Source organism: Flavobacterium sp. HJ-32-4 (genome assembly GCF_022532105.1).
Taxonomy (GTDB): domain Bacteria; phylum Bacteroidota; class Bacteroidia; order Flavobacteriales; family Flavobacteriaceae; genus Flavobacterium.
The window spans coordinates 2,905,060-2,929,280 of the sequence record NZ_CP092832.1; the positions used below are offsets into that span (position 1 = coordinate 2,905,060).

Annotated in this window: 25 protein-coding genes and 2 pseudogenes; 12 read left to right on the plus strand and 15 right to left on the minus strand. The window is 42.6% G+C overall.

The genetic code is table 11. The annotated features are described in order from the left end of the window. Nucleotides 1-700 precede the first annotated feature (700 nt). Both MKO97_RS12400 and MKO97_RS12405 read right to left on the minus strand, forming a co-directional pair. Nucleotides 701-1,195, minus strand: coding sequence for a hypothetical protein (locus tag MKO97_RS12400; protein ID WP_241103530.1), 495 nt, complete (start codon nucleotides 1,193-1,195; stop codon nucleotides 701-703). A gap of 77 nt (nucleotides 1,196-1,272) precedes the next feature. After that, complete coding sequence (locus tag MKO97_RS12405; RefSeq protein WP_241103531.1) at nucleotides 1,273-1,548, minus strand: competence protein CoiA family protein; 276 nt, start codon at nucleotides 1,546-1,548, stop codon at nucleotides 1,273-1,275. Between the two features lie 735 nt (nucleotides 1,549-2,283). Here MKO97_RS12405 and MKO97_RS12410 point away from each other — a divergent pair. Both MKO97_RS12410 and MKO97_RS12415 read left to right on the plus strand, forming a co-directional pair. Continuing rightward, nucleotides 2,284-2,784, plus strand: coding sequence for a type II TA system antitoxin MqsA family protein (locus MKO97_RS12410; protein ID WP_241103532.1), 501 nt, complete (start codon nucleotides 2,284-2,286; stop codon nucleotides 2,782-2,784). Then, nucleotides 2,781-3,086: a hypothetical protein gene (locus MKO97_RS12415; protein WP_241103533.1), complete on the plus strand. Its 306-nt coding sequence runs from the start codon at nucleotides 2,781-2,783 to the stop codon at nucleotides 3,084-3,086. The genes MKO97_RS12410 and MKO97_RS12415 overlap by 4 nt, the downstream gene beginning before the upstream one ends. A gap of 484 nt (nucleotides 3,087-3,570) precedes the next feature. On the opposite strand, the pseudogene MKO97_RS15165 reads toward MKO97_RS12415, so the two are convergent. The 7 genes and pseudogenes from MKO97_RS15165 to MKO97_RS12440 form a co-directional block, all read right to left on the minus strand. Beyond that, nucleotides 3,571-3,654: pseudogene (locus MKO97_RS15165) on the minus strand (P-loop NTPase fold protein); the annotation flags it as partial. A gap of 178 nt (nucleotides 3,655-3,832) precedes the next feature. Next, nucleotides 3,833-4,279 (minus strand): hypothetical protein, encoded by a 447-nt coding sequence (locus MKO97_RS12420; protein WP_241103534.1) that lies wholly within the window; start codon nucleotides 4,277-4,279, stop codon nucleotides 3,833-3,835. Between the two features lie 2,393 nt (nucleotides 4,280-6,672). Next, entirely contained in the window at nucleotides 6,673-7,089 is a 417-nt protein-coding gene (locus MKO97_RS12425) for a hypothetical protein (protein ID WP_241103535.1), read from the minus strand. Nucleotides 7,090-7,182: 93 nt separating this feature from the next. Then, entirely contained in the window at nucleotides 7,183-7,305 is a 123-nt protein-coding gene (locus tag MKO97_RS15070) for a hypothetical protein (RefSeq protein WP_256463640.1), read from the minus strand. 748 nt (nucleotides 7,306-8,053) lie between these two features. Then, on the minus strand, nucleotides 8,054-8,455 hold the full coding sequence (locus MKO97_RS12430) for a hypothetical protein (protein ID WP_241103536.1): 402 nt from the start codon (nucleotides 8,453-8,455) through the stop codon (nucleotides 8,054-8,056). Nucleotides 8,456-8,457: 2 nt separating this feature from the next. Beyond that, nucleotides 8,458-8,850 carry a hypothetical protein gene (locus MKO97_RS12435; protein WP_241103537.1) on the minus strand — a complete coding sequence of 131 codons (393 nt, stop codon included), beginning with the start codon at nucleotides 8,848-8,850 and terminating at the stop codon, nucleotides 8,458-8,460. Nucleotides 8,851-9,161: 311 nt separating this feature from the next. Beyond that, on the minus strand, nucleotides 9,162-9,368 hold the full coding sequence (locus MKO97_RS12440; protein WP_241103538.1) for a hypothetical protein: 207 nt from the start codon (nucleotides 9,366-9,368) through the stop codon (nucleotides 9,162-9,164). Nucleotides 9,369-10,321: 953 nt separating this feature from the next. On the opposite strand from MKO97_RS12440, the gene MKO97_RS12445 reads away from it, so the two are divergent. The 8 genes from MKO97_RS12445 (at nucleotide 10,322) to MKO97_RS12480 (ending at nucleotide 15,029) form a co-directional block, all read left to right on the plus strand. After that, nucleotides 10,322-10,471, plus strand: a complete 150-nt coding sequence (locus MKO97_RS12445) for a hypothetical protein (protein WP_241103539.1) — start codon at nucleotides 10,322-10,324, stop codon at nucleotides 10,469-10,471. Between the two features lie 763 nt (nucleotides 10,472-11,234). Next, a complete protein-coding gene (locus MKO97_RS12450) occupies nucleotides 11,235-11,594 on the plus strand; it encodes a hypothetical protein (RefSeq protein WP_241103540.1) in 360 nt (119 codons plus the stop codon). Nucleotides 11,595-11,714: 120 nt separating this feature from the next. Then, complete coding sequence (locus MKO97_RS12455) at nucleotides 11,715-12,170, plus strand: hypothetical protein (protein WP_241103541.1); 456 nt, start codon at nucleotides 11,715-11,717, stop codon at nucleotides 12,168-12,170. Nucleotides 12,171-12,755: 585 nt separating this feature from the next. After that, nucleotides 12,756-13,010: a hypothetical protein gene (locus tag MKO97_RS12460; protein WP_241103542.1), complete on the plus strand. Its 255-nt coding sequence runs from the start codon at nucleotides 12,756-12,758 to the stop codon at nucleotides 13,008-13,010. Nucleotides 13,011-13,800: 790 nt separating this feature from the next. Further along, the gene (locus MKO97_RS12465) at nucleotides 13,801-14,022 is read left to right on the plus strand and encodes an alpha/beta fold hydrolase (protein ID WP_241103543.1); all 222 of its coding nucleotides are present in this window, start codon (nucleotides 13,801-13,803) and stop codon (nucleotides 14,020-14,022) included. Continuing rightward, nucleotides 14,001-14,252 carry an alpha/beta fold hydrolase gene (locus tag MKO97_RS12470; RefSeq protein ID WP_241103544.1) on the plus strand — a complete coding sequence of 84 codons (252 nt, stop codon included), beginning with the start codon at nucleotides 14,001-14,003 and terminating at the stop codon, nucleotides 14,250-14,252. Before MKO97_RS12465 ends, MKO97_RS12470 begins: the two co-directional genes overlap by 22 nt. Before the next feature lie 23 nt (nucleotides 14,253-14,275). Next, nucleotides 14,276-14,626: a hypothetical protein gene (locus MKO97_RS12475; protein WP_241103545.1), complete on the plus strand. Its 351-nt coding sequence runs from the start codon at nucleotides 14,276-14,278 to the stop codon at nucleotides 14,624-14,626. Nucleotides 14,627-14,888: 262 nt separating this feature from the next. Next, nucleotides 14,889-15,029 carry a hypothetical protein gene (locus MKO97_RS12480; RefSeq protein ID WP_241103546.1) on the plus strand — a complete coding sequence of 47 codons (141 nt, stop codon included), beginning with the start codon at nucleotides 14,889-14,891 and terminating at the stop codon, nucleotides 15,027-15,029. Between the two features lie 2,117 nt (nucleotides 15,030-17,146). Here MKO97_RS12480 and MKO97_RS12485 read toward each other — a convergent pair. The 3 genes from MKO97_RS12485 to MKO97_RS12495 form a co-directional block, all read right to left on the minus strand. Further along, nucleotides 17,147-17,692 carry a hypothetical protein gene (locus tag MKO97_RS12485; protein WP_241103529.1) on the minus strand — a complete coding sequence of 182 codons (546 nt, stop codon included), beginning with the start codon at nucleotides 17,690-17,692 and terminating at the stop codon, nucleotides 17,147-17,149. A 962-nt stretch (nucleotides 17,693-18,654) separates the two neighbouring features. Then, nucleotides 18,655-19,149: a hypothetical protein gene (locus MKO97_RS12490; RefSeq protein ID WP_241103530.1), complete on the minus strand. Its 495-nt coding sequence runs from the start codon at nucleotides 19,147-19,149 to the stop codon at nucleotides 18,655-18,657. Nucleotides 19,150-19,153: 4 nt separating this feature from the next. Further along, nucleotides 19,154-19,501, minus strand: a complete 348-nt coding sequence (locus MKO97_RS12495) for a competence protein CoiA (protein WP_241103547.1) — start codon at nucleotides 19,499-19,501, stop codon at nucleotides 19,154-19,156. 392 nt (nucleotides 19,502-19,893) lie between these two features. On the opposite strand from MKO97_RS12495, the gene MKO97_RS12500 reads away from it, so the two are divergent. Together MKO97_RS12500 and MKO97_RS12505 are read left to right on the plus strand one after the other, a co-directional pair. Continuing rightward, on the plus strand, nucleotides 19,894-20,238 hold the full coding sequence (locus MKO97_RS12500; RefSeq protein WP_241103548.1) for a type II toxin-antitoxin system MqsR family toxin: 345 nt from the start codon (nucleotides 19,894-19,896) through the stop codon (nucleotides 20,236-20,238). After that, on the plus strand, nucleotides 20,235-21,251 hold the full coding sequence (locus MKO97_RS12505; protein WP_241103549.1) for a type II toxin-antitoxin system antitoxin SocA domain-containing protein: 1,017 nt from the start codon (nucleotides 20,235-20,237) through the stop codon (nucleotides 21,249-21,251). Before MKO97_RS12500 ends, MKO97_RS12505 begins: the two co-directional genes overlap by 4 nt. A 133-nt stretch (nucleotides 21,252-21,384) precedes the next feature. Here MKO97_RS12505 and MKO97_RS15170 read toward each other — a convergent pair. From MKO97_RS15170 to MKO97_RS12515, 3 genes and pseudogenes are all read right to left on the minus strand, one after another. Beyond that, a pseudogene (locus MKO97_RS15170) lies at nucleotides 21,385-21,594 on the minus strand (P-loop NTPase fold protein); the annotation flags it as partial. Between the two features lie 191 nt (nucleotides 21,595-21,785). Further along, nucleotides 21,786-22,688 carry a hypothetical protein gene (locus MKO97_RS12510; RefSeq protein WP_241103550.1) on the minus strand — a complete coding sequence of 301 codons (903 nt, stop codon included), beginning with the start codon at nucleotides 22,686-22,688 and terminating at the stop codon, nucleotides 21,786-21,788. Between the two features lie 159 nt (nucleotides 22,689-22,847). Then, nucleotides 22,848-23,093 (minus strand): hypothetical protein, encoded by a 246-nt coding sequence (locus MKO97_RS12515; RefSeq protein ID WP_241103551.1) that lies wholly within the window; start codon nucleotides 23,091-23,093, stop codon nucleotides 22,848-22,850. Nucleotides 23,094-24,221: the final 1,128 nt, after the last annotated feature.

Here is a 24,221-nt window from a genome sequence, read left to right on the forward strand (position 1 = left end):
TTAAGAACCTTCTATTAGCTGATGTATCGTCTACATAGGCCCATGGAAGTCATATCGATTCTCTCAGTTTAAATGAATTTCGCCATCAGGGAAAAACAATCGCAATATAAAAAATAGTATTGACAAGGCAGAAACTGCAATTACTCCCAACGATGACCATCGAATGGTAATAAGATACTCCGTGGATGAAACTCTATTTAAAGTTCTATGGTAGAACCAATTGGTTATGTTAGTTTTTTGGAGAAAACGAAAATACAAGGTCTGTCTAATAATACGCTGTTGCACTTTTTCGGCGTTGAAAATATTATATAACCCCGCGCCTAAAAATAGTATAGGAATTACTATGAGATATGTTGGAGCCACTTTCAAAAAATTAATCAAAATCGAACAAACGCCAAGTATAGGAGTAACTTACTCCAAAAGAGGCCGATCCAATACCAACTCCGACAGCATATTTGCACCGCTGGCGCGAGCGTCATGCTCGTGCCAAATACTACGGAAAAACCGTATCCAGGTTTACTTCTACCTTTCGGGAATGATTCGAAAATACGAATTTGCTGATACAATTAGTCCTTATTTACAAAAAGGCACTAGCGTGACGCTCGCGCCAGCGGGGGGAGAAACGAATTTATAAAAAACAAACGTTCCCAATTCACTTGACCCGCCATTTGCGATTAGCCGCTGTTAGTGACTAGCATAATTAGAATCTTCGTCTAGGCTTTTTGTATGTATTGTAGCCACGAATTAGTGGAATTCCTATCCTTGTATAAACTACTCTGTTTGATGAGTACAACATTCCTTGTTGACTTTCTCTCCGCCTTATCTCGTCTCGTTTTCTATATTCATTTATGAATTCCTGAACTCGGAAAGTCCATTCTCCATTTGTGGTTGTGTTTATAAAAGCTTTACGTGAAATCACAGCAACTCTGGCATATATACCAACTTGCGGAAATAAACAGCAAAAATTATTTCGCAAGCCTTCAGGATCATCAATTGAGCCATCCCCGAAAAAATCAAAGATAACAGGCACAGAACTTTTCAGCCACGGCTCCGGAAAACAAAACTCTGGAAACCAAACCTCAAATATTCCCGGTTTCTCCGTTTGATGTACTTCACTAATTCCGTCTCTTTTCCACTCTTTAAGAAAACGAGGAAAATCCCTTTTCAATCGTGTCCCGTCAACTACCCAAACCATGTTTTTATAAAAACGTTCTCGTGAGGTTCGTTCTTGAGGATGAATATTCGAATGTTTGAAATTCTAATACGAGACTATTAGCTGTAAGAACATCCGCAATGTGTTTTTTCGCTTGTTCTTTTATCAAATAAAGCTATTTCCTGCCAATCCGCTGGATAATTGTTTTTCCAAGTTCGGTGCCACTCTGTTTCCGGTTCCCACCAATTATCACAATCTGTTTTGCTTTTATGTGCCCAATGCCAAATTTTTCGTGTGCCACATTTTGCAATAACTGGCTTCGAACAGCAGCAGCACAATCCGTTAAGTTTCGGTTGAGCTTCTATTCGATTATCGCCTAATAAAGCAAAACGCATGTGTAGATTGTTTAGATTTTAACAGTTCTGGTCAATGCTTGCCACTAACTAGCTTATACCCCCCCGCTGCCGCAAGCGTCGCGCTCGTGCCTCATACTACAAAAACCCACACCCAGAGTTGCATGTTTACTTTCACCTTTCAAGAAAGGGTTGAAAATACGAATTTGCGGAGAAAATGGCACATATTTATAAGTAGGCACGAGCGTGAGGTTCGCGGCAGCGGGGGAATTAACTAGCAAGTTGTAGCTGATTGAATTGAAAACACGTTAAAGTTGAGTAATTTATTAAATGATTAATTTTTTGAACTTTAAAGTTGTATATTTGCCTTGTAACAATTTAAAATAATTAATTTATGAAAAGAAGACACCGGATCAATTTAAACACAAAGCCCAATGCTGCAAGAGCAAGTTTTTGAACTTTCTAAGAGAGTTCAAGGCAGCGATGAGTATATCTTCTAGAATACTTTTTGCTGCTAGAAAAGAAAATGAGGAAAACAATTTTAGATTTAGAATTGTCACAGAAAAAAGTTGAAAACATACTAGCCTCATTACAACTAATAGATTATTCTCAAGGTCCAATTCCAAATGACCAATACGGCAATATGCCTATGTGGGTGTTTGGAAAAAACATTAAAGGAAAGGAAGTGTATATCAAAATCACTTGTGCAAATAACGGACCTTTTTGTATTTCCTTCCATTATTCTAGATTTAGGATGAAATATCCTTTCAAAAACACATGAAGAGCCCTTTTACGGACAAAGAAATGAAGGTGGTAAGAGAGAAAGATGTTTTGCAATTTCGCAAGGAATCTTTCTCTTTCTACCGTTTTGCATATAAATGCGAAGATACTGGCGAATTATTTACTGACAGTGTCATGCAAGAATTAAATCTAAATCAGATTTATAATCAGTACAGAGAAAAATATAATATCCCATTTCCAGAAGAAATAAGGAAGATTAGAAAGAAGTATGGCTTGTCTGCTTCTAAAATGTCTTCAATTCTGGGTTTTGGGACAAATTCATATCGGCAATACGAAAATGGTGATATTCCATCAATTTCAAATGCTAAGCTTATTCATTTAGCTAAAAATCCCCTTACTTTTAAACAGATGGTTCTTGATTCCTCTGATTTAACGAAAAAAGAATCATCCGCCATTTGCGATAAAATTGATGAGTTAATTTCAAAAAATCATCATGATAAAACTTATTCACTTAAAGCATTATATACTAGGCAATGAATCTCCAGATAGATTTAGTGGCTACAAAAGTTCCAGACTTAGATAAGTTCTGCGAAATGGTCATTTTTTTTCTCAAAACAATTAACTCCTTTAAAGCCGGTCTTAAGCAGTCTACTTTTTTTGCTCGGATTTTCAAAAATTATCAGAAGACGACTTATTCTATTAGTGGAATGAGATATTTAGAGAATGATTTTGGACCTGCTCCACATCATTTTCATTCAATATTTGAAATGCTAAATGATATGGATTGTATTCATATTTCTTACGACAGTAAAAAATGGTTATTTAGGGGAGAGGTTTGAAGTTTCGCCAAAACAAATTATTTAATGAACATTTGTTTACGAAAGATGAAATACAGACACTTGAAGAAGTCGCATGTAATTTCAAATCTCAAAAACATTACAATAGGAATGATCAATATTTAAAATCTTGTGGTATTGACCCGAATACGTCAAGTAAATCGATTATTGATTATAACAAAGCGTTTGAACTATATAGTTTAGACGACAGCTTGGATAAAATAGCTGCTAACGTTTCGCGGATTACTCTTAGTCGACCAAGTTGTGGGAACTGAGTATTCTCCGCCACCCGCTGGCGCGAGCATCGCGCTCATGCCCCCTAGTACGAAAAAACCACATCTAGAGTTGCGAGTGTACATTTACCTCTCGAGAAAGGGTTGAAAATACGAATTTGCGGAGAAAAGTGGGACGTATTTATAAGTAGGCACGAGCGTGACGCTCGCGCCAGCGGGTTTTTTTTTTGTGCTTTACGCATATTGGTACGAGACTATTCTTGAAGAAGAAAGTTTTTTCCACTACCCCAGGATCCATTTATTAGAATTGCAAATTGAGTATTAGGGGTTGTAACATAATCCTCAAAATTTTCTCAATGTATTTACTTTCCATACACGCTCTAATTTTAGCTAGGTCTCATAACGTTTCGCGGGTCGGACGCAGTTTGTTGGATTATGGAAATGAGTATTTTCTGTTACGAGACAACGAAGATGCGTTCACTTAATCAGCAACCCTCCCATTGTGCCTAGCCGCTGTTAGCTGCAGCCTTTATAATATCTGATTCCAAAAATCAATATAGAATTTATCATATTTATTTTCACCAAAAATAGTCTATATACTTGAATCCAACGCTCTTTAAAAAGAACTTTTTTTCCCACGTTAGATGGGCTGCTCTCATCAAAATTGATATACCAACCTTTTCTTGATTTTTCAGGAAATCGTTTAAAATATTTCGCGCGCTCTAAAAGAAGCCAACGAATAAATACTTCCTGCTCGTCTAATCCTAAACCAAAAATACAAATGTCTTTCTCAAAAAGGATCTTCAACCAAGTTCTTTCAAATTCGGGATTGATTACATCACGATGTTGAAATGGAAAATGTTTCTTTACCTGATTAACCATTAGTAAATAATGATTTAATCCAAGCTTTATGCTCCGTTTATAATTGGTTTGACCGTTAATATGCCAAATTGAAAAAGTCATCAAACGGATTTGATTTTAACGAATTTGAATAATAACTATCCCAAGGATAGAAGTCAGATAAAACTCGATGGTTAGGTATTTTGTGTCTAAATGAATTACAACGAGCAGCTTTTTCAAGAACTAAGTCAAAGTTCGTAGTCAAAATTGGAAGCTGTAATGAAATTATTTTTGAAATAATATTACGATGATGTTCGTCAGGTTCCCAATCTAATTTCTTAATGAATGCTCTCTGAATATTTTGGGATTTACTAGCTGAAGCTAAATCTAAGACATCATGAAATTCGGTAAGCGTAATTCCCTTTGGAATAAAGTTTATGTTTTCTCCCGGATATCTCATTATAAATTTCAACCAACATTTGTTCCCACGATCTTTCTGGAGGATTTTTTGGAATACCTAATTAATACCGTTTCCGATACAACCAAAGCTAATATTTCTAGAACCCTATTAACTTTCAGAAGATCTTTCTCGATTTTATTCATTGGGATTGTTTAAGTTCACAGCCAACGTTTCGCGATTCAGGAGACAGTTGCCAAGGTTTTGGAGCCGATTACTCCTCCGCTACCACCCAAATGTAATTAGAAAACCTGATTTTTTTAATAAACTCTAAACCTTGGCAATTACGCCTAGACCGCTGTTATGGGATTTAATCACTGATTTTTTTTACCATCATTAAACATTCACTTTTCTAAACTTCTCCTTTTTCATCGGTAATGCTTCAAAGGTCAATCGGGCTATGATTGGGATAATTACCCGCTAAAATTACGTTTTGAGTAATTTTTCCTCTAATCATTTCTTGAACATTGTCCGTCGGCAATAATCGCTATTATCCTAAATGAAAAACTAATTCCGTTGTCAATAATCTCATTTTAACGCTTTGAGAATCGTAAATCTTTTAATTTTTTTATTTATACATAGTTTGGTTAAATATTAATAGTAAAGTAAGAAAAAGCAAAAGAAAGAAGAGGCCATTCGTGCCATGCTCGCGAATCTTCCGCTAATGTAGACAAACAATGAGGGCCCAACTCACACGTCACTTCCTAAAGGCGCTCCTCTTTTGTTGGCTCCGGCTGTTCGCTAGTTCCTTAAAACGGTTGTTTATTTCGATGGCAATTTGAACAATCATCGTCTACCAAGACTATCGGATAACTTTAATTTACCATTTATCTCCGGTTATCCTAAATTTATACACATAATTTCAAGGTTGGTCATTTTTAAATTTCGTATAACTAATTCATAGACTCAACACAAAACTTCCATACCTCCCTCCATTCATCCGCATAAGGCTGAAGTTTTGTGTCATCGCACTGGTTCTCAAACGGACAAAGAAGCTCCAAATACGCAGCTGGCCGCCGTTTAGGTCCTCTCGTATCGTAACTGTCCGGTTTATAACTAACCCCCTGCAACCCTATCGAAACGTACAAATTTTATTCCAAAACACACCTTACTCCCCGCGGTTTGTTCCTATTGAGGAATGTAATCCCTTCCCCATGCTGTAAGAGGGTACCGGGCCGGCTATTATGACATTACACAAAAAACTTATCCAAAAGCGCCCTACCACCCTCCACCCCACCCTTTCTTCTTTCCTGCCCGCCAAGGCATCGAAGCGGCCACTAGGGCCTTTCGGCAAAAAAAATACAGCGTAGTGGCGGCCACCATGCCTTCCCGGCACGCCGAAACGGTTTGGTGGGAAACCACGAGGGCATTCCACGGCGCGCCGAAACCGTCAGGTGGTAACCACTGAGGGCCTTTCGGCAAAAGAAGAGCGAGCATGGTGGTGGAAAATAAAGGGGGGGGGGGGGGGGGGGGGGGGGGGGGGAAAAAATTGTGCAAAAATGAGGAACTGAGGAAAGTGAGGGAACTGAGGGAACTGAGGAAAACTTGAGGAAACTGAGAGAACTGAGGAACTGAGTGACTGGAGAAACTGAGGAAACTGAAGTAGTAAACTGAGTAACTGAGAAAATGCAAGGCAACTGAGCAACTGAGCAACTGAGCAAATGAGTGACTGAGGAAACACTGAGGACAACTCGAGGAACTGAGGAAACTGAGGAAAACTGGGGAAAATGAGGAACTGAGCAACAGTGAGGAAATACTGTAGTGACTGAGGAACTGAGGAACTGAGGAATTGAGGAAACTGAGTAACTGAGGAACTGTAGGAACTGAGGAAACTGAGAAACTGAGGAACTGAGTGACTGAGTAACTGAGCAACTGAGGTGAACTGGGTAACTGAGTGAACTTGAGGAATTGGGTAACTGAGGAACTGAAGAGTTGAGTAGCTGAGTACTGCCCAACTGCGACCGCTACTATCAACTATGAACCATGAACCATGAACTAAGAAACCATCACACTCCCCAACTTCCTAACCCCTAACTTTCCTCCCTAATACCCCATCAAACTAACAATTCCCGTTAACGGAATCACTGCCCAGCGTGGTCTTGGAGTTGAGTTCGTACCCGAGTTCATACACCGCTTTTTCAAGCAGGCAGTATTTCAGGAGGAAGTCGATCTCTTTCTTGTAGGCGATATTGAGGTTACCGCCCTGTGGCCGTTTCGGTATTACGGTCTGCAAAAAAAGACGCCTACGAAATAGTGAAAACAGCATGTCGCCCGCCCGGAAGAGGTCTTCCTGTTCATACGGTAATTTGTCGCTGTTGTTGAAAATCGTGGCATAGATTGGCGTAGTGGGAACGACCGGAACATACCCGCCACGTCTCATCAGCGGCGGTTGTTTCACCTTGCGGTCACGGATGGTTGCTTTCGGGTTCGCCTTCGAAGTCGAGTAAGTAGAAATCCATCGTCCGTTCACCAACACTTGGCCGATGGTCGGTAGCGGCCGTGGATGCGGATGCGTTCCGACTTCATCTTCGTCCAGTCGAAATCGAGGAATTCCTTCCGGATTTCCTTTTTATGGTCGATGGAAGCGGTTGGCGAGTTCGAGTGCGAGTCCGTCGAGTTTGTGCAGGTTGTTTTCCAGGATGTTCAACCGGTTCGGGAACTGGTACGTTCCCCAAGGCGGTTTTTCAGCCATACGGTATATAATCGCCGTTATAGGTCGTCGGCGTGAAAGCCGTGTCGTGGATGTCGCTGCCGAGGGCGATATGCATCTCCGCCGTGCGCGTCGGCCAGTGTGCGAATGCGCTGGAAGATAACTGAGTTCCGGCCCAATCGATGATGTTCGTGCGGCACTTCGTTCAGTTTTCAACCGCGTGAATAACAGCGGCACAGCGGGCAGGTCCTTGATCTTTATTTACTTGTTTTTGAGGTTGTCGAAGATGCGGTCGCGTTTCTAGTATATGCATTTAAAACCCTCCATTCTGCATCGCCCTGGTTGGGCACGAGGTTCCTGCAGTAGGCCCAAGCGTGATGTCGCCTTCCGGACAGCGTGACGTTGATCGACCCCAGGTAGGCCGGCGACGATTTGAAGTCCATGTGCGCTCGGTCAGGAACCGGCTGATTTCATAATAAGGGTTCGTACTGATATAAATCCGACGGGAAGATCTTCAAAACACGAACGCATCGTTGTAAATGATCGAGGTGTTGCTTTGCTCGACGCCCATGAACCGCCGACGAACGGTATATCGCGGTCTTTGAGTTTCTTCCCGCGGTGGAAGCGCCACTTTTTCTTCCTTATCGGACCCTGCAATCTTGTCGAAAAGCAAACTTTCCGGAAATCTTCCTGGTGGAGCGCGTTCGATCAGGAACCCATGCCTGTTTGCCCCTTTTGACGGGCGCGATGATGGTGTTCGTATCCAAACTCCTCCTCTGCCATGGAAACGCTACCGGCATGAAGTAGTGATGGTAGAAGGCTTCCTTAAAGTTGACCTCATTTTTTTTTTTTTTTTTTTTTTTTTCTTTCTTTTTTCTTTTTTTTTTCCCATTGTTTTCTTTTTTTTTTTTTTTTTTTTTTTTTTTTTTCCTTTTTTTTTCTTTTTTTTGAGAGCAACACCCCGTAATAGGTATTCTTTTCCGACTTGGGATACGGAACCAAATCGATGACTTCTATGTACTTCAGCGTGGACGCTTTCCCTCAGTACCAACGTTTGTTGAGGATGTATTCTTCCAGGATATTCGAACAGAACACATTGCCCCCCCCCCCCCCCCCCCCCCCTTGAATTCGTCATCGGCGAAAGCGGTTTGCCAGTCGGTCTTGAAGACAGAGACGGGTTGACGAAACGCATCTTCATTTATTTTGGCCTCTTTCATGGCCTTTCAATTTTGAAAGAGGTTGGAACGGCAGTGACTGGTGCAATTCCACATAATTCCAATTCTTTGTCCCAATAATAGCTGTAGCCCGAAAAACCAGGTCGGTCACGTGCACCGGACGGTTTCCGATTTCCGCAATCGGCAGGCGCACCATGCCGGCACGTGGGTGGTCTTTGTCGAGACTGGCCACCATGAGCGTTTCATCCGAGCGGGCATCGTCCCATTTGTTATAGGCCATCAGTTGGGTCGTCAGGACGTATCGCAGAACACGATGTTGTTTGGTTTGCTGCAACGACGGGCGTTCGTGGCGGATGCTTGGTTGGATTTTGAAATGAGCATGGTGAGCTGGTTTTGGTGCTCCCAGTTCCAAGTGATAGACCTCGTATTTTCCGGAGTTCAGGTATTCTGTCTTTTCCTTCCGCCATCGGTTCGGAGACCATGAATTCGAAAAACCGGACCGTAGATGCCCACAGGGAGGAACTCAAGGTGGCGGAAAGGAAGGATTTCTGAAGGTGGATCGCCTCATTGCCGCGCTGGATGGAAAACGGATTGATATCCGGCGTAATTGGGCCAGAAATTCGGGCGGTAGGAACTCTTTCTGTTCGGTTTGGTGGAGTTCGGTAACGTAGTCCTGGAGTTCTTTCCGGGTGTTCCGCCACGTGAAATAGGTGTACGACTGCGTTAAAAGCCCTGTTTGGCCAGTTCGTTCATGATTTTCGGACGGGTGAAGGCTTCTGAGAGGAACAACACATCCGGATGTTTGCGTTTGACGCGGTCGATGATCCAGCCCCAGAAGAAGAACGGCTTGGTGTGCGGGTTGTCGACGCGGGAAGACGCGGATGCCGCATTCTTCAATCCAAAGAAGAGGAGTACATCGCGGGAATTCATTCCACATATTCTGCCAGTCGGTTGGTTTCGAACCAGATCGGCTGGATTGTCTTGGTATTTTTTAGGTGGATTTTCGGCGTATTGTACGGATCCATCCGGCCGCCATTTGAACAACATTCCTTGTGTTCCTTTCACCCCACGGATTGGTCGGGTGCGGCCTGCAGGGCTGGGGGGGGTGTAATACATCAGCAATTTCCCGATACGCTACGGCCTGTGCATTTTTTACCCAGCGACTTAAAGTCCCGTCGAGGGTGCCGAGATCGGGGTGGATGGATTTGTGTCCGCCGTATTGCGAACCAATAGCCCAGGGCGAGCCGACATCGCCGGGTTGGGCGTTTGTGGCGGTTGTTCTTGCCTTTGCGGGGTCCACCTCCACGATGGGGTGCACGGGCGGGAAGTATAAGGTATCAAAAGCCCATGGCGGCGACGCGAGGCAAAAAGGACGTTCACAGTCTTTGAACGTGCCGTGGGTATGGGGTTTGTCGGAGGCCGATCGGGGGAAGAATTCGTCCCAGGTGGCTGGAAAAAGTTGCTTTTTTACGATCTACGTAGACACGGAGTTCGTCGGAAGCGTTTTCGATGTACCTAACGGGATACTTCAGGAAAGATGTCGTGTAATCCCGGAGACAGCGCCAATTGGATGGCTTCGTCGTAGCGTTTTTTTCATCGGTAAAGGCAGCAGCGTGCTTTTTTCAGGAACTCCTTCCCTCTTTGGACGCGGCTTTCTGCACCGGTGCCAACGAAGACCCAAACCCGGGCCCCCAGCCTTAATAGATGAACATGTTGAAATTCCCTAAATTCGTAACACTAACAGAAGACGAAATGTGAGGGTTTCTCAAATTGTAAAGAGCCATTACTACGCGAAGTGCTTACCGGCTTTCACGCAATCGCCTTCCGGGGATACCCAGTCCTTACTTCGGCATTCTTCTCGACGATAACAATCGTAAGCCGCTTTGGACAGGTTACATTTCAATTCTGCTAATAAATACATTGAACTTTTCCAGAACGGAAAGGACAATGGAGAGAAAAAAATCTTGACATCGCTTGAAGATATCTACAATTACAAGAAAGAACTGCTGGCCACTGTCGGTAATTACGAATAGACTTATTTAACATACTTTGGGGCCCGTTTGGAACGATAATGGGAGAAAACCGAAGGACTGTTACTCTGATCCCTAAGATTTGCAGTCCACACTCGTAATGACGATAGTGTAGAATACACCTAGTATCCAACATGATGTGCAAGCAAGGCAGGACGCACAGAATTTATTAGAAATTGGTAGGTACGGGCTGCAAATCCACGACCCTCAAAAGAATACTATAACGACAAATAATGGCGTCGGCATTTTGGACACTGGAAGACGGACGAGGCATGGCAAAGCGTTGGGCCTTGATGTCGGAACTTTGGAACTGATTACGCGCGAAATTAAAGGAAATCGAGGGTGCGGAAGCGTTCTATGACTATCTGGAACGGCTCATATTCAGGGAAGAAAAACGGTGATATCTATAATGGCTACGGTGGTTTTTATCGAAAAGACGAGTGCTTTACGCTTAATTTCGACTTGCGTTCGTTTTGCCCCCAAAAACCGTGATTATTTTTGGCGGGCCACACAACGCGCCCTAACGCGACTAAAAATCGAGAACGACCCATTGCGGAAGGGAGACGAACTTCTATTGACGCAACTCCTGGATATGCACAAGCGAATAAAACAAGGCGAAGACCCCATGATTCTAAACTTTTATGACATCGTCGAACCCGACCCGCAAGAGAAACTTGGGCCTGGATGGGAAGTTTAGACTTTTGATGCTGAATTAAATATGGAAACACAGTTTGTTATCCATACCCAACCGGTTACCACTATTAGTATGAAACCCCTTTACTTTCTGTTTTTCCTAAGTTCTTTTCTCCTCCAACGCAACGATCTTGTATATGAGAAAGACAATCTAAGAATTGAAGTCGTCATCGACAAGGGCGGTAAGAATCTGGTGTACGGAAAACGTTCGGTGCTGACATTTTTTCTAAAGAACGTAAACCCCGGATCACTGCACATTATCGGGCTGGGCCTGAGACCCCTACCTGAGCATTATCCCAACAAGGTGCGACTGGAGAATACGCCGGATGCGAAAAGCAACTATGAGAAAGACGAACTAAAAATGACTATCAGTCTTCCGGCTAACGGGAAACGGCGTATTCATACGTTCTACATTCCGATAACGCGAGAATGAAACTGGAAACTTTGCAAAACTCAAAACGCAACCCTCAAAACGCAACCCTCAAAACCCAAAACTTCGGCCCACTTTCCCTTATATTTGCCCTTCCTACTCCTTTATAACAAGGCGCTATTGATGAAAACTACCCTACTGTTTCCGTTCCTGCTGCTGGCTGCCACATCCGTTGCGTCGGCACAAACGATGTCGGCCACCAATACCGGCGCGCTTTCCACCAACCAACTCATCTACTCGGTGGGCGAGGTTTTTGTCGTTCCGACCAATGCGAACCAGGCAAGTTCGGGATTGATCGGCGCGGTGTCGCGCATTGAGTTTACCTCATTGTCGATTGACGAGATCGACCACGGCCCGACCCGGGTGCCGGTTTTTACCCGAATCCGACGTCGGGTTCGCTGTTTTCTGGATATAGCCGAAGCAGCGCGTCCGCCCCAGGTGGTCCGGTTCCCTTCGACGGGGGGGGGGGGGGGGACTGTCCGGGCAAATGCCTCGAAAACCCCAAAAACACTGCCAAAACGGCCGGCTTGGACCTGGGGGCCAAACCTCCCGCACAGGGCAAACCTTATCTTATTGTAACGGATAATACACAACTTTTCCCCCTTTTTAAAGTATCTAAAACACTAATACATGAGGATTCTCCTTCTACTTTCTTTTTACTTACTCCTCTTTTCATTTCCTTGCAACTGTCGGCCACAGGGCCCCCGCAGTGGTATCCAAGTTACCAGGCCGTGGCGTTTCACTACTTCCGGAAAACCCGGTTTCCATCAATGGCAACGTCCGGCATTTAAAGTCAGTAATCCTTTCGAACTCGGTTTCGGGTCCGGGTGGCGTACTGCCGAAACGCATACAAAACCCCACCAATGCACAGGGACTTTTTCCCAAACCACCTTTAACATCGGGAACAGGGTTAAACGCCGGTGGAACGGGCGAAGTTTCCGCGTCTTCTATCGACTGGGCAAAACGGAAGGCAAGTTCCCTGGAAGGGTGGAGGTTTGACCCTCCGACCGGTGGCACGAACCTTATAAACCAATCAATCGGTACCGAAACCAATCTTTAATTGAAGCGTGGCCGTATTGCCCTTGTAATGCGGAAAAAAGTGAACTACGACGGCGCTTGCCGCAAGGACCATCACAAAGGCAAAAAAGTAAATACGAGCCAAAGATGATCGTCCCATCTTATACGAACAACATGGCGTACGGCGTTTTTATCAAAAACAAAACAAACTCAAGCGGGAGTATTGGGAAAAACGCAACCCCTGAAGCGGCACACCACTGGGCGCCATCGCTAACGGATACGAATATCGTCGTCTACACCACGACGAATGCCTACGGCTTTTACCAGAACAACGGATCTTCGGGCTATTGGGAGGCGCAAAGTTTTGAGCGGAACCCCTATAGGCGCGGTGGCTTCCAATAAGAATATCGTGGTCTACACCACTACCGGGGCCTACGCCTTTTACCAAAAACAACAACTCTTCCGGTTTATTGGGAAACGCAGTCGCTGAGCGGAAACGCCGCCAGGGCGCCGCCGGCGTCTAACGACAATATTGTGGTGTATACCAACAATACGGCCTACGCTTTTTTACCAAAACAACGGCTCATCCGGATATTGGGAACCGCAAAGCCTTAGCGGGACGCCAAAGGGCGCGATCGCTTCGAAAAGTACGATTTATGGTGTATACCACGAATACAGCCTATGGTTTCTACCAAAACAACGGTTCTTCGGGTTATTGGGAGCCGCAGAGTTTTGAGTGGGGCGCCGGTTAATGCGGTGACGAAGTAGCGGGTGGAGGAACGGAGGAATGGAGAAACTGAGGAACTGAGTAACTGAGGAACTGAGAAACTGAGAAACTGAGGAATTGAGGAACGGAGGAACGGAGGAACGGAGGAAACTGAGTAACTGAGGAATTGAGGAATTGAGGAATTGAGGAACTGAGGAACTGAGGAATTGAGGAATTGAGGAACTGAGGAATTGAGGAACGGAGGAACGGAGGAATTGGGAGCGCACAAACCGCTTCGGAACTGTAACATCCTCGATGTATGGCGACTTACAGGGAATCATCAATCAATCAATCATCATGAAATCCCTTCTCTTATCTTTTCTCGTGTGCTGGCTGTTGGCACCCGGCCCTGGTGCAGGCACAAAATACCCCGAATTCTTTTGTTTTTCGGTGGATAACCGTAAAATGGCTACAAAGTAGTCGGGCTTGAAAACCGGAAAGCCGGGCAACCCATTAATCGTTTTTGAAAGTGGACTCGGGATGGGCGGTGGTAATTTCGAGCCGGTCTTTGCCCATTTGCCGAAAGACGCCTGTTACGTTGTGTATGACCGCAACGGCCTGGGCGAATCGGAAGCCGACGACCGTTTGGAAAACCGATACGGATGTGGTTGGAAAAGCTGCACCGCATGCTGCAACAATTACACTTAAAAGCGCCGTACCTCTTGGTAGGCCACTCGTTGGGAGGCCCGTTTATCCGTCTTTTCGCCTCGCGGTACCCCCAGGAAGTAGCCGGGATGGTGTTTATCGATCCTACCGATTTTATGCTTACCCCGGAACAGAATGAGACGGCGCGCCAAAAAGCAGAAAGCGCCATCGGCTACCGCGAAATCTGGCCCAAAATGCTGACAGAAATGAGCGCCCGACGCCAACATGCCTGAGGGCGTGCGTATGGAAACGAAACGTGAAACTCAGTGGAAGTACCCCTTCTTTTTTCCATGAATACCAAAACCTGGCTCCCCTCCCTGATATTCCGGTTGCGGTTTTGATTGCCTACAACCGACGTATTGAAAAGTTTGAAGAGGAAACGTCGATACGATGGGGCATCAAGCTCCGCCCCTGGATGGATGCGTTCGATAACGTCCGGATCGAGAACTACTCGGGCATGATCCAGAAAAACCGGAATTCATTTGTGCTGTTGCTTCCTGAATACAGCCATGGCATCCACAACCAGGATCCGGAGTTGGTCGCGGCGATGATTGGACGGGTGCTGAGGAATGGAGGAATTGAGGAATTGAGGAAACTGAGTAACTGAGGAACTGAGTAACTGAGGAACTGAGGAATGGAGGAATGGAGGAACTGAGTAACTGAGGGATTGAGGAACTGAGCAAACTGAGGAATGGAGGAACTGAGGAACGGAGGAATTGAGGAACTGAGGAGCGGAGTACTGCCTACCGCGCACCCCTCCGATGGCAGGCGGGTATACTAAAAACACCTTTCAAACATTACCGCGAAGTCGGAGACGTTTCGCGGAGCTTAGTGCTTCGGGGAGATGTTGCGGAGCGGGAATTCGTTTTGTGCTGTTGCTTCCTGAATACAGCCATGGCATCCACAACCAGGATCCGGAGTTGGTCGCGGGCGATGATTGGACGGGTGCTGAGGAATGGAGGAATGGAGGAATTGAGGAACTGAGGGAAACTGAGGAACTGAGTAACTGAGGAAACTGAGGAACTGAGGAATGGAGGAACTGAGTAACTGAGGGATTGAGGAACTGAGCAACTGAGGGATTGAGGAAACTGAGCAACTGAGGAATGGAGGAACTGAGGAACGGAGGAATGGGAGGAATGGGAGGAATGGAGGAATTGAGGAACTGAGTAAAACTGAGGAACTGAGTAACCTGAGTAACTGAGGAACTGAGGAACTGAGGAATGGAGGAACTGAGTAACTGAGGGATTGAGGAACTGAGCAACTGAGGGATTGAGGAACTGAGCAACGGAGGAATGGAGGAATGGAGGAAACGGAGGAATTGAGGAACTGAGTAACTGAGGAGCGGAGTACTGCCTACCGTGCACCCCTCCGCTGGCAAGGCGCGGGTATACTAAAAAACACCTTTCAAGCATTGCCGCGAAGTCGGAGACGTTCGCGGAGCTTAGTGCTTTGGGGAGAATGTTGCGGAGCGGGTGTAGTTAAGCAGGTGGGTCTTTTTTGCCCGTCATTTGTTGTCACGTTATGTATTTTGCATTGTGTAGCACATTGTCTTTGTTGTCGGCTCAATGAAAATGTATAAAATTTCCGTCACACCAAAAATTTAGTTTTTTCGAAGTATTCTGCCATCCCATCTGACGGAAACCACATTTACTAAATGTCGATTTAATTTCACTGAAACTTCCTAATTGACATAAAAAATTTCATAGGCTTTCCACTTTTCGGACATATTGGGATTTCAGGATCTTGTAACCAGTCTGGCTGTCCCACAGATTCCTATTACTATTATATTCGTCAATTTCTTCTTTTCTCTTCTAAACGTACCCTCACACCCTTTCCCAAATTATCTTAGAATTTTTGTCAATTTCGTCAAACGCACTTGTCGAGGAAGCGGTGTCAATTGGGTCAATAATTGGTCGGTTTGTTTGGATTGGTATAGTCAAGGAAAACGGAATATTCATCTGTGTAAATGGGATGAATTAAGTGCACTTTGAATGGTAGCCAGGAAAATATTGGGTCAGTATTATCAATAAAGCCCCAAATATTGAAATCCTGCCATAAAATTCATTTGCCGGGATCGTAAAGTCTTGTGGCGCTTCACCCCCAATTTGATGTTTTCCGTTTTCGTCTCTTACTATTTCGTATTGCACTTTTTTAGTCTTAAAAAAGCTTGTCAAAATAGTCCCATATGGCTCTTTTTGTGTGTCGGTTTTAGAAATGAACTGCTTACTGTTTTGCGGCCTCAAAACGCAATGCGGCCAGGTTTGGAAAACCGAAATATTCCCCCGCTGGCGTATTCTTGTCTTCACAGTGCTAAAAGCTTATTTTCTGTAATTACTTTTTTCAGATTGTCACCCCAAAAAGCAATGTTGCCAAACCGGTCTACACAATCTTGAAGTGTATTCCAATTTGTCCTAAAGTCGGCAAAATGTGATTTTCAAAGTCCGATTTAAGTTCCGCTACAAAGTCATTCAAGTCCGTTTGCTCAGTCAAAACATAGCCCGTTTTGCTTTTAAATTTTATACTCCTGGTCGGCTGTCTGGCAAATACGAATTTTCTCTGAGATAAACCGTCAGGTCGTAAAACTGTCGGCTTCTTTTTCTCGGTGTCGTTCATAGTAGCTTTTAATGCAACACCGATATTGAAAACAAAAGTCAACGCTGTCCTTACTGTTCCAAGAGAAATTCTGTAAGTTGATTACCGTAAAGAAGTCGCCTTTTTCTTTCCACCAAGTTTGTCCACTAGTCCGATAAACCGAAATTTTTCAAAGCAGGCTTCAAATACGTCTTGATAAAACTGAGTTTGTTTTTCTTTTTGCCGTCATTTCTGGTGTCAATGTTTTGTGTCGCTCTGCTTGCCTTATAGGTTCCACAAACATTCGCATATCCCTCCTGCATCATCCGCATACGCGAGGTTTGTAGTATCGCACTGTTCTCAACGGAGAAAAGGCTACAACGACGTGCCCCCTGGTACGAAAAACCCACAGCCATAGTTGCGGGTTTGCTCTTTCCTTTCGGGAAAGGGTTGAAAAATACGAATTTGCGGGGAAAAAACTGGCACCTATTTATAAGTAGGCACGAGCGTGACGCTCGCCAGCGGGGGCATTGCGGGTAGCCGCTTAGCTGTAGCTTTATTTAAGACCAATTTTAAAATAAAGAGATTCTAAAGATTGCCTATTTAAGAAAATGTCAGTTGCTATAAACGGCTCTGCTTTCGTATACCTGTCTTCAAGTATTATTGATGGATTTATATAAACCGAACTTGAAAAAACCTTCCCATTTGATAAAATAACGTTTGACCAAAGTGTCTGAAAATATTGATGTTCTACATTTGCGGAATCAAATAAAGTTATTATTTCTTCCCTACTTATTGTTGCTGTCCAAATATCGCTTTCACTTAATTTTTTTTCAATTCCTAAGTTCTTTCTTACAATTATTGTTTGATAATCGTTCATAGAACCAATACCGATAGAATATGCAATAATTGTCGCCGGTTTAGTACTAATATTGCAAATGCTAATTCTAATATGATCAAAGGGCTCATCACTAGTACCAATAACACTTAGTTTTACTTGCTCATCTTTCTTATACTTTAGAATTGTAAAAACTGCAAGTAATGTAGAAAGTCCTGCACCCCAAATTGTTAAAAAAAGTTCTATGGTTTCTTTAGTGTTCATAACAGTTACAGCTAGCTAATTTATAGATTCAACAAACATTCGCCTATGCCTCCTTCATCATCGCATACGCGAAGTTTGTAGTATCGCACTGTTCTCAAACGGCGAAAAGCTACCACCACGTGCCCCCTAGTACGAACATCCCACACCAGAGTTGCGTGTTTACTTTTACCTTTCGGGACAGGGTTGAAAATACGAATTTGCGGGGAAAAACTGGTACATATTTATAAGTAGTTATGAGCGTGAGGCTCGCCAGCGGCGGTTGTTAAGAACCTTCTATTAGCTGATGTATCGTCTACATAGGCCCATGGAAGTCATATCGATTCTCTCAGTTTAAATGAATTTCGCCATCAGGGAAAAACAATCGCAATATAAAAAATAGTATTGACAAGGCAGAAACTGCAATTACTCCCAACGATGACCATCGAATGGTAATAAGATACTCCGTGGATGAAACTCTATTTAAAGTTCTATGGTAGAACCAATTGGTTATGTTAGTTTTTTGGAGAAAACGAAAATACAAGGTCTGTCTAATAATACGCTGTTGCACTTTTTCGGCGTTGAAAATATTATATAACCCCGCGCCTAAAAATAGTATAGGAATTACTATGAGATATGTTGGAGCCACTTTCAAAAAATTAATCAAAATCGAACAAACGCCAAGTATAGGAGTAACTTACTCCAAAAGAGGCCGATCCAATACCAACTCCGACAGCATATTTGCACCGCTGGCGCGAGCGTCATGCTCGTGCCAAATACTACGGAAAAACCGTATCCAGGTTTACTTCTACCTTTCGGGAATGATTCGAAAATACGAATTTGCTGATACAATTAGTCCTTATTTACAAAAAGGCACTAGCGTGACGCTCGCGCCAGCGGGGGGAGAAACGAATTTATAAAAAACAAACGTTCCCAATTCACTTGACCCGCCATTTGCGATTAGCCGCTGTTAGTGACTAGCATAATTAGAATCTTCGTCTAGGCTTTTTGTATGTATTGTAGCCACGAATTAGTGGAATTCCTATCCTTGTATAAACTACTCTGTTTGATGAGTACAACATTCCTTGTTGACTTTCTCTCCGCCTTATCTCGTCTCGTTTTCTATATTCATTTATGAATTCCTGAACTCGGAAAGTCCATTCTCCATTTGTGGTTGTGTTTATAAAAGCTTTACGTGAAATCACAGCAACTCTGGCATATATACCAACTTGCGGAAATAAACAGCAAAAATTATTTCGCAAGCCTTCAGGATCATCAATTGAGCCATCCCCGAAAAAATCAAAGATAACAGGCACAGAACTTTTCAGCCACGGCTCCGGAAAACAAAACTCTGGAAACCAAACCTCAAATATTCCCGGTTTCTCCGTTTGATGTACTTCACTAATTCCGTCTCTTTTCCACTCTTTAAGAAAACGAGGAAAATCCCTTTTCAATCGTGTCCCGTCAACTACCCAAACCATGTTTTTATAAAAAACGTTCTCGTGAGGTTCGTTCTTGAGGATGAATATTCGAATGTTGAAATTCTAATACGAGACTATTAGCTGTAAGAACATCCGCAATGTGTTTTTCGCTTGTTCTTTTATCAAATAAAGCTATTTCCTGCCAATCCGCTGGATAATTGTTTTTCCAAGTTCGGTGCCACTCTGTTTCCGGTTCCCACCAATTATCACAATCTGTTTTGCTTTTATGTGCCCAATGCCAAATTTTTCGTGTGCCACATTTTGCAATAACTGGCTTCGAACAGCAGCAGCACAATCCGTTAAGTTTCGGTTGAGCTTCTATTCGATTATCGCCTAATAAAGCAAAACGCATGTGTAGATTGTTTAGATTTTAACAGTTCTGGTCAATGCTTGCCACTAACTAGCTTATACCCCCCCGCTGCCGCAAGCGTCGCGCTCGTGCCTCATACTACAAAAACCCACACCCAGAGTTGCATGTTTACTTTCACCTTTCAAGAAAGGGTTGAAAATACGAATTTGCGGAGAAAATGGCACATATTTATAAGTAGGCACGAGCGTGAGGTTCGCGGCAGCGGGGGAATTAACTAGCAAGTTGTAGCTGATTGAATTGAAAACACGTTAAAGTTGAGTAATTTATTAAATGATTAATTTTTTGAACTTTAAAGTTGTATATTTGCCTTGTAACAATTTAAAATAATTAATTTATGAAAAGAAGACACCGGATCAATTTAAACACAAAGCCCAATGCTGCAAGAGCAAGTTTTGAACTTTCTAAGAGAGTTCAAGGCAGCGATGAGTATATCTTCTAGAATACTTTTTGCTGCTAGAAAAGAAAATGAGGAAACAATTTTAGATTTAGAATTGTCACAGAAAAAAGTTGAAAACATACTAGCCTCATTACAACTAATAGATTATTCTCAAGGTCCAATTCCAAATGACCAATACGGCAATATGCCTATGTGGGTGTTTGGAAAAAACATTAAAGGAAAGGAAGTGTATATCAAAATCACTTGTGCAAATAACGGACCTTTTTGTATTTCCTTCCATTATTCTAGATTTAGGATGAAATATCCTTTCAAAAACACATGAAGAGCCCTTTTACGGACAAAGAAATGAAGGTGGTAAGAGAGAAAGATGTTTTGCAATTTCGCAAGGAATCTTTCTCTTTCTACCGTTTTGCATATAAATGCGAAGATACTGGCGAATTATTTACTGACAGTGTCATGCAAGAATTAAATCTAAATCAGATTTATAATCAGTACAGAGAAAAATATAATATCCCATTTCCAGAAGAAATAAGGAAGATTAGAAAGAAGTATGGCTTGTCTGCTTCTAAAATGTCTTCAATTCTGGGTTTTGGGACAAATTCATATCGGCAATACGAAAATGGTGATATTCCATCAATTTCAAATGCTAAGCTTATTCATTTAGCTAAAAATCCCCTTACTTTTAAACAGATGGTTCTTGATTCCTCTGATTTAACGAAAAAAGAATCATCCGCCATTTGCGATAAAATTGATGAGTTAATTTCAAAAAATCATCATGATAAACTTATTCACTTAAAGCATTATATACTAGGCAATGAATCTCCAGATAGATTTAGTGGCTACAAAGTTCCAGACTTAGATAAGTTCTGCGAAATGGTCATTTTTTTCTCAAAACAATTAACTCCTTTAAAGCCGGTCTTAAGCAGTCTACTTTTTTGCTCGGATTTTCAAAATTATCAGAAGACGACTTATTCTATTAGTGGAATGAGATATTTAGAGAATGATTTTGGACCTGCTCCACATCATTTTCATTCAATATTTGAAATGCTAAATGATATGGATTGTATTCATATTTCTTACGACAGTAAAAATGGTTATTTAGGGGAGAGGTTTGAAGTTTCGCAAAACAAATTATTTAATGAACATTTGTTTACGAAAGATGAAATACAGACACTTGAAGAAGTCGCATGTAATTTCAAATCTCAAAAACATTACAATAGGAATGATCAATATTTAAAATCTTGTGGTATTGACCCGAATACGTCAAGTAAATCGATTATTGATTATAACAAAGCGTTTGAACTATATAGTTTAGACGACAGCTTGGATAAATAGCTGCTAACGTTTCGCGGATTACTCTTAGTCGACCAAGTTGTGGAACTGAGTATTCTCCGCCACCCGCTGGCGCGAGCATCGCGCTCATGCCCCCTAGTACGAAAAACCCACATCTAGAGTTGCGAGTGTACATTTACCTCTCGAGAAAGGGTTGAAAATACGAATTTGCGGAGAAAAGTGGGACGTATTTATAAGTAGGCACGAGCGTGACGCTCGCGCCAGCGGGTTTTTTTTTGTGCTTTACGCATATTGGTACGAGACTATTCTTGAAGAAGAAAGTTTTTCCACTACCCCAGGATCCATTTATTAGAATTGCAAATTGAGTATTAGGGGTTGTAACATAATCCTCAAAATTTTCTCAATGTATTTACTTTCCATACACGCTCTAATTTTAGCTAGGTCTCATAACGTTTCGCGGGTCGGACGCAGTTTGTTGGATTATGGAAATGAGTATTTTCTGTTACGAGACAACGAAGATGCGTTCACTTAATCAGCAACCCTCCCATTGTGCCTAGCCGCTGTTAGCTGCAGCCTTTATAATATCTGATTCCAAAAATCAATATAGAATTTATCATATTTATTTTCACCAAAATAGTCTATATACTTGAATCCAACGCTCTTTAAAAAGAACTTTTTTCCCACGTTAGATGGGCTGCTCTCATCAAAATTGATATACCAACCTTTTCTTGATTTTTCAGGAAATCGTTTAAAATATTTCGCGCGCTCTAAAAGAAGCCAACGAATAAATACTTCCTGCTCGTCTAATCCTAAACCAAAAATACAAATGTCTTTCTCAAAAAGGATCTTCAACCAAGTTCTTTCAAATTCGGGATTGATTACATCACGATGTTGAAATGGAAAATGTTTCTTTACCTGATTAACCATTAGTAAATAATGATTTAATCCAAGCTTTATGCTCCGTTTATAATTGGTTTGACCGTTAATATGCCAAATTGAAAAGTCATCAAACGGATTTGATTTTAACGAATTTGAATAATAACTATCCCAAGGATAGAAGTCAGATAAAACTCGATGGTTAGGTATTTTGTGTCTAAATGAATTACAACGAGCAGCTTTTTCAAGAACTAAGTCAAAGTTCGTAGTCAAAATTGGAAGCTGTAATGAAATTATTTTTGAAATAATATTACGATGATGTTCGTCAGGTTCCCAATCTAATTTCTTAATGAATGCTCTCTGAATATTTTGGGATTTACTAGCTGAAGCTAAATCTAAGACATCATGAAATTCGGTAAGCGTAATTCCCTTTGGAATAAAGTTTATGTTTTCTCCGGATATCTCATTATAAATTTCAACCAACATTTGTTCCCACGATCTTTCTGGAGGATTTTTTGGATACCTATTAATACCGTTTCCGATAACAAAAGCTAAATTTCTAGAACCTATACTTTTCAGAAGATCTTTCTCGATTTTATTCATTGGGATTGTTTAAGTTCACAGCCAACGTTTCGCGATTCAGGAGACAGTTGCCAAGGTTTTGGAGCCGATTACTCTCCGCTACCACCAAATGTAATTAGAAAACCTGATTTTTAATAAACTCTAAACTTGGCAATTACGCCTAGCCGCTGTTATGGGATTTTAATCACTGATTTTTTTTACCTCATAAACATTCACTTTTCTAACTTCTCCTTTTTCATCGGTAATCTCAAAGGTCAACGGCATGTTGGGATAATTACCCGCTAAAATTACGTTTGTAATTTTTCCTCTAATCATTTCTTGAACATTGTCGTCGGCAATATCGATATTACCTAAATGAAAAACTAATTCCTTGTCAATAATCTCATTTACGCTTTGAGAATCGTAATCTTTTAATTTTTTATACATAGTTTGGTTAAATATTATAGTAAGGCCATTCGTGCATGCTCGCGAATCTTCCGCTAATGTAACAACAATGAGGCCCACCACACGTCACTCCTAAAGGCGCTTCCTCTTTTGTGGCTCGGCTGTTCGCTAGTTCCTTAAAACGGTTGTTTATTTCGATGGCAATTTGAACATCTCGTCTACCAAGACTATCGGATAACTTTAATTTACATTTATCTCCGGTTACTAAATTTATACACATAATTTCAAGGTTGGTCATTTTTAATTTCGTATAACTAATTCATAGACTCAACAAACCTTCCATACCTCCTCCATCATCCGCATAAGCGAAGTTTGTGTCATCGCACTGGTCTCAAACGGACAAAGAGCTCCAAATACGCAGCTGGCCGCCGTTTAGTCTCTCGTATGTAACGTCCGGTTTATAACTAACCCCCTGCAACCCTACGAAAGTACAAATTTATTCCAAAACACACCTTACTCCCCGCGGTTTGTTCCTATTGAGGAATGTAATCCCTTCCCCATGCTGTAAGAGGGTACCGGGCGGCTATTATGACATTACACAACTATCCAAAAGCGCCCTACCACCTCCACCCCACCCTTTCTTCCTGCCCGCAAGGCATCGAAGCGGCCACTAGGGCCTTTCGGCAAAAAAATACAGCGTAGTGGCGGCCACCATGCCTTCCCGGCACGCCGAAACGGTTTGGTGGGAACCACGAGGGCATCCCGGCGCGCCGAAACCGTCAGGTGGTAACCACTAGGGCCTTTCGGCAAAAGAAGAGGGCATGGTGGTGGAAAATAAGGGGATTGTGCAAAATGAGGAACTGAGGAAGTGAGGAACTGAGGAACTGAGGAACTGAGGAACTGAGGAACTGAGGAACTGAGTGACTGAGAAACTGAGGAACTGAGTAACTGAGTAACTGAGAAACTGAGGAACTGAGCAACTGAGCAACTGAGCAACTGAGTGACTGAGGAACTGAGGAACTGAGGAACTGAGGAACTGAGGAACTGGGGAACTGAGGAACTGAGCAACTGAGGAACTGAGTGACTGAGGAACTGAGGAACTGAGGAATTGAGGAACTGAGTAACTGAGGAACTGAGGAACTGAGAAACTGAGAAACTGAGGAACTGAGT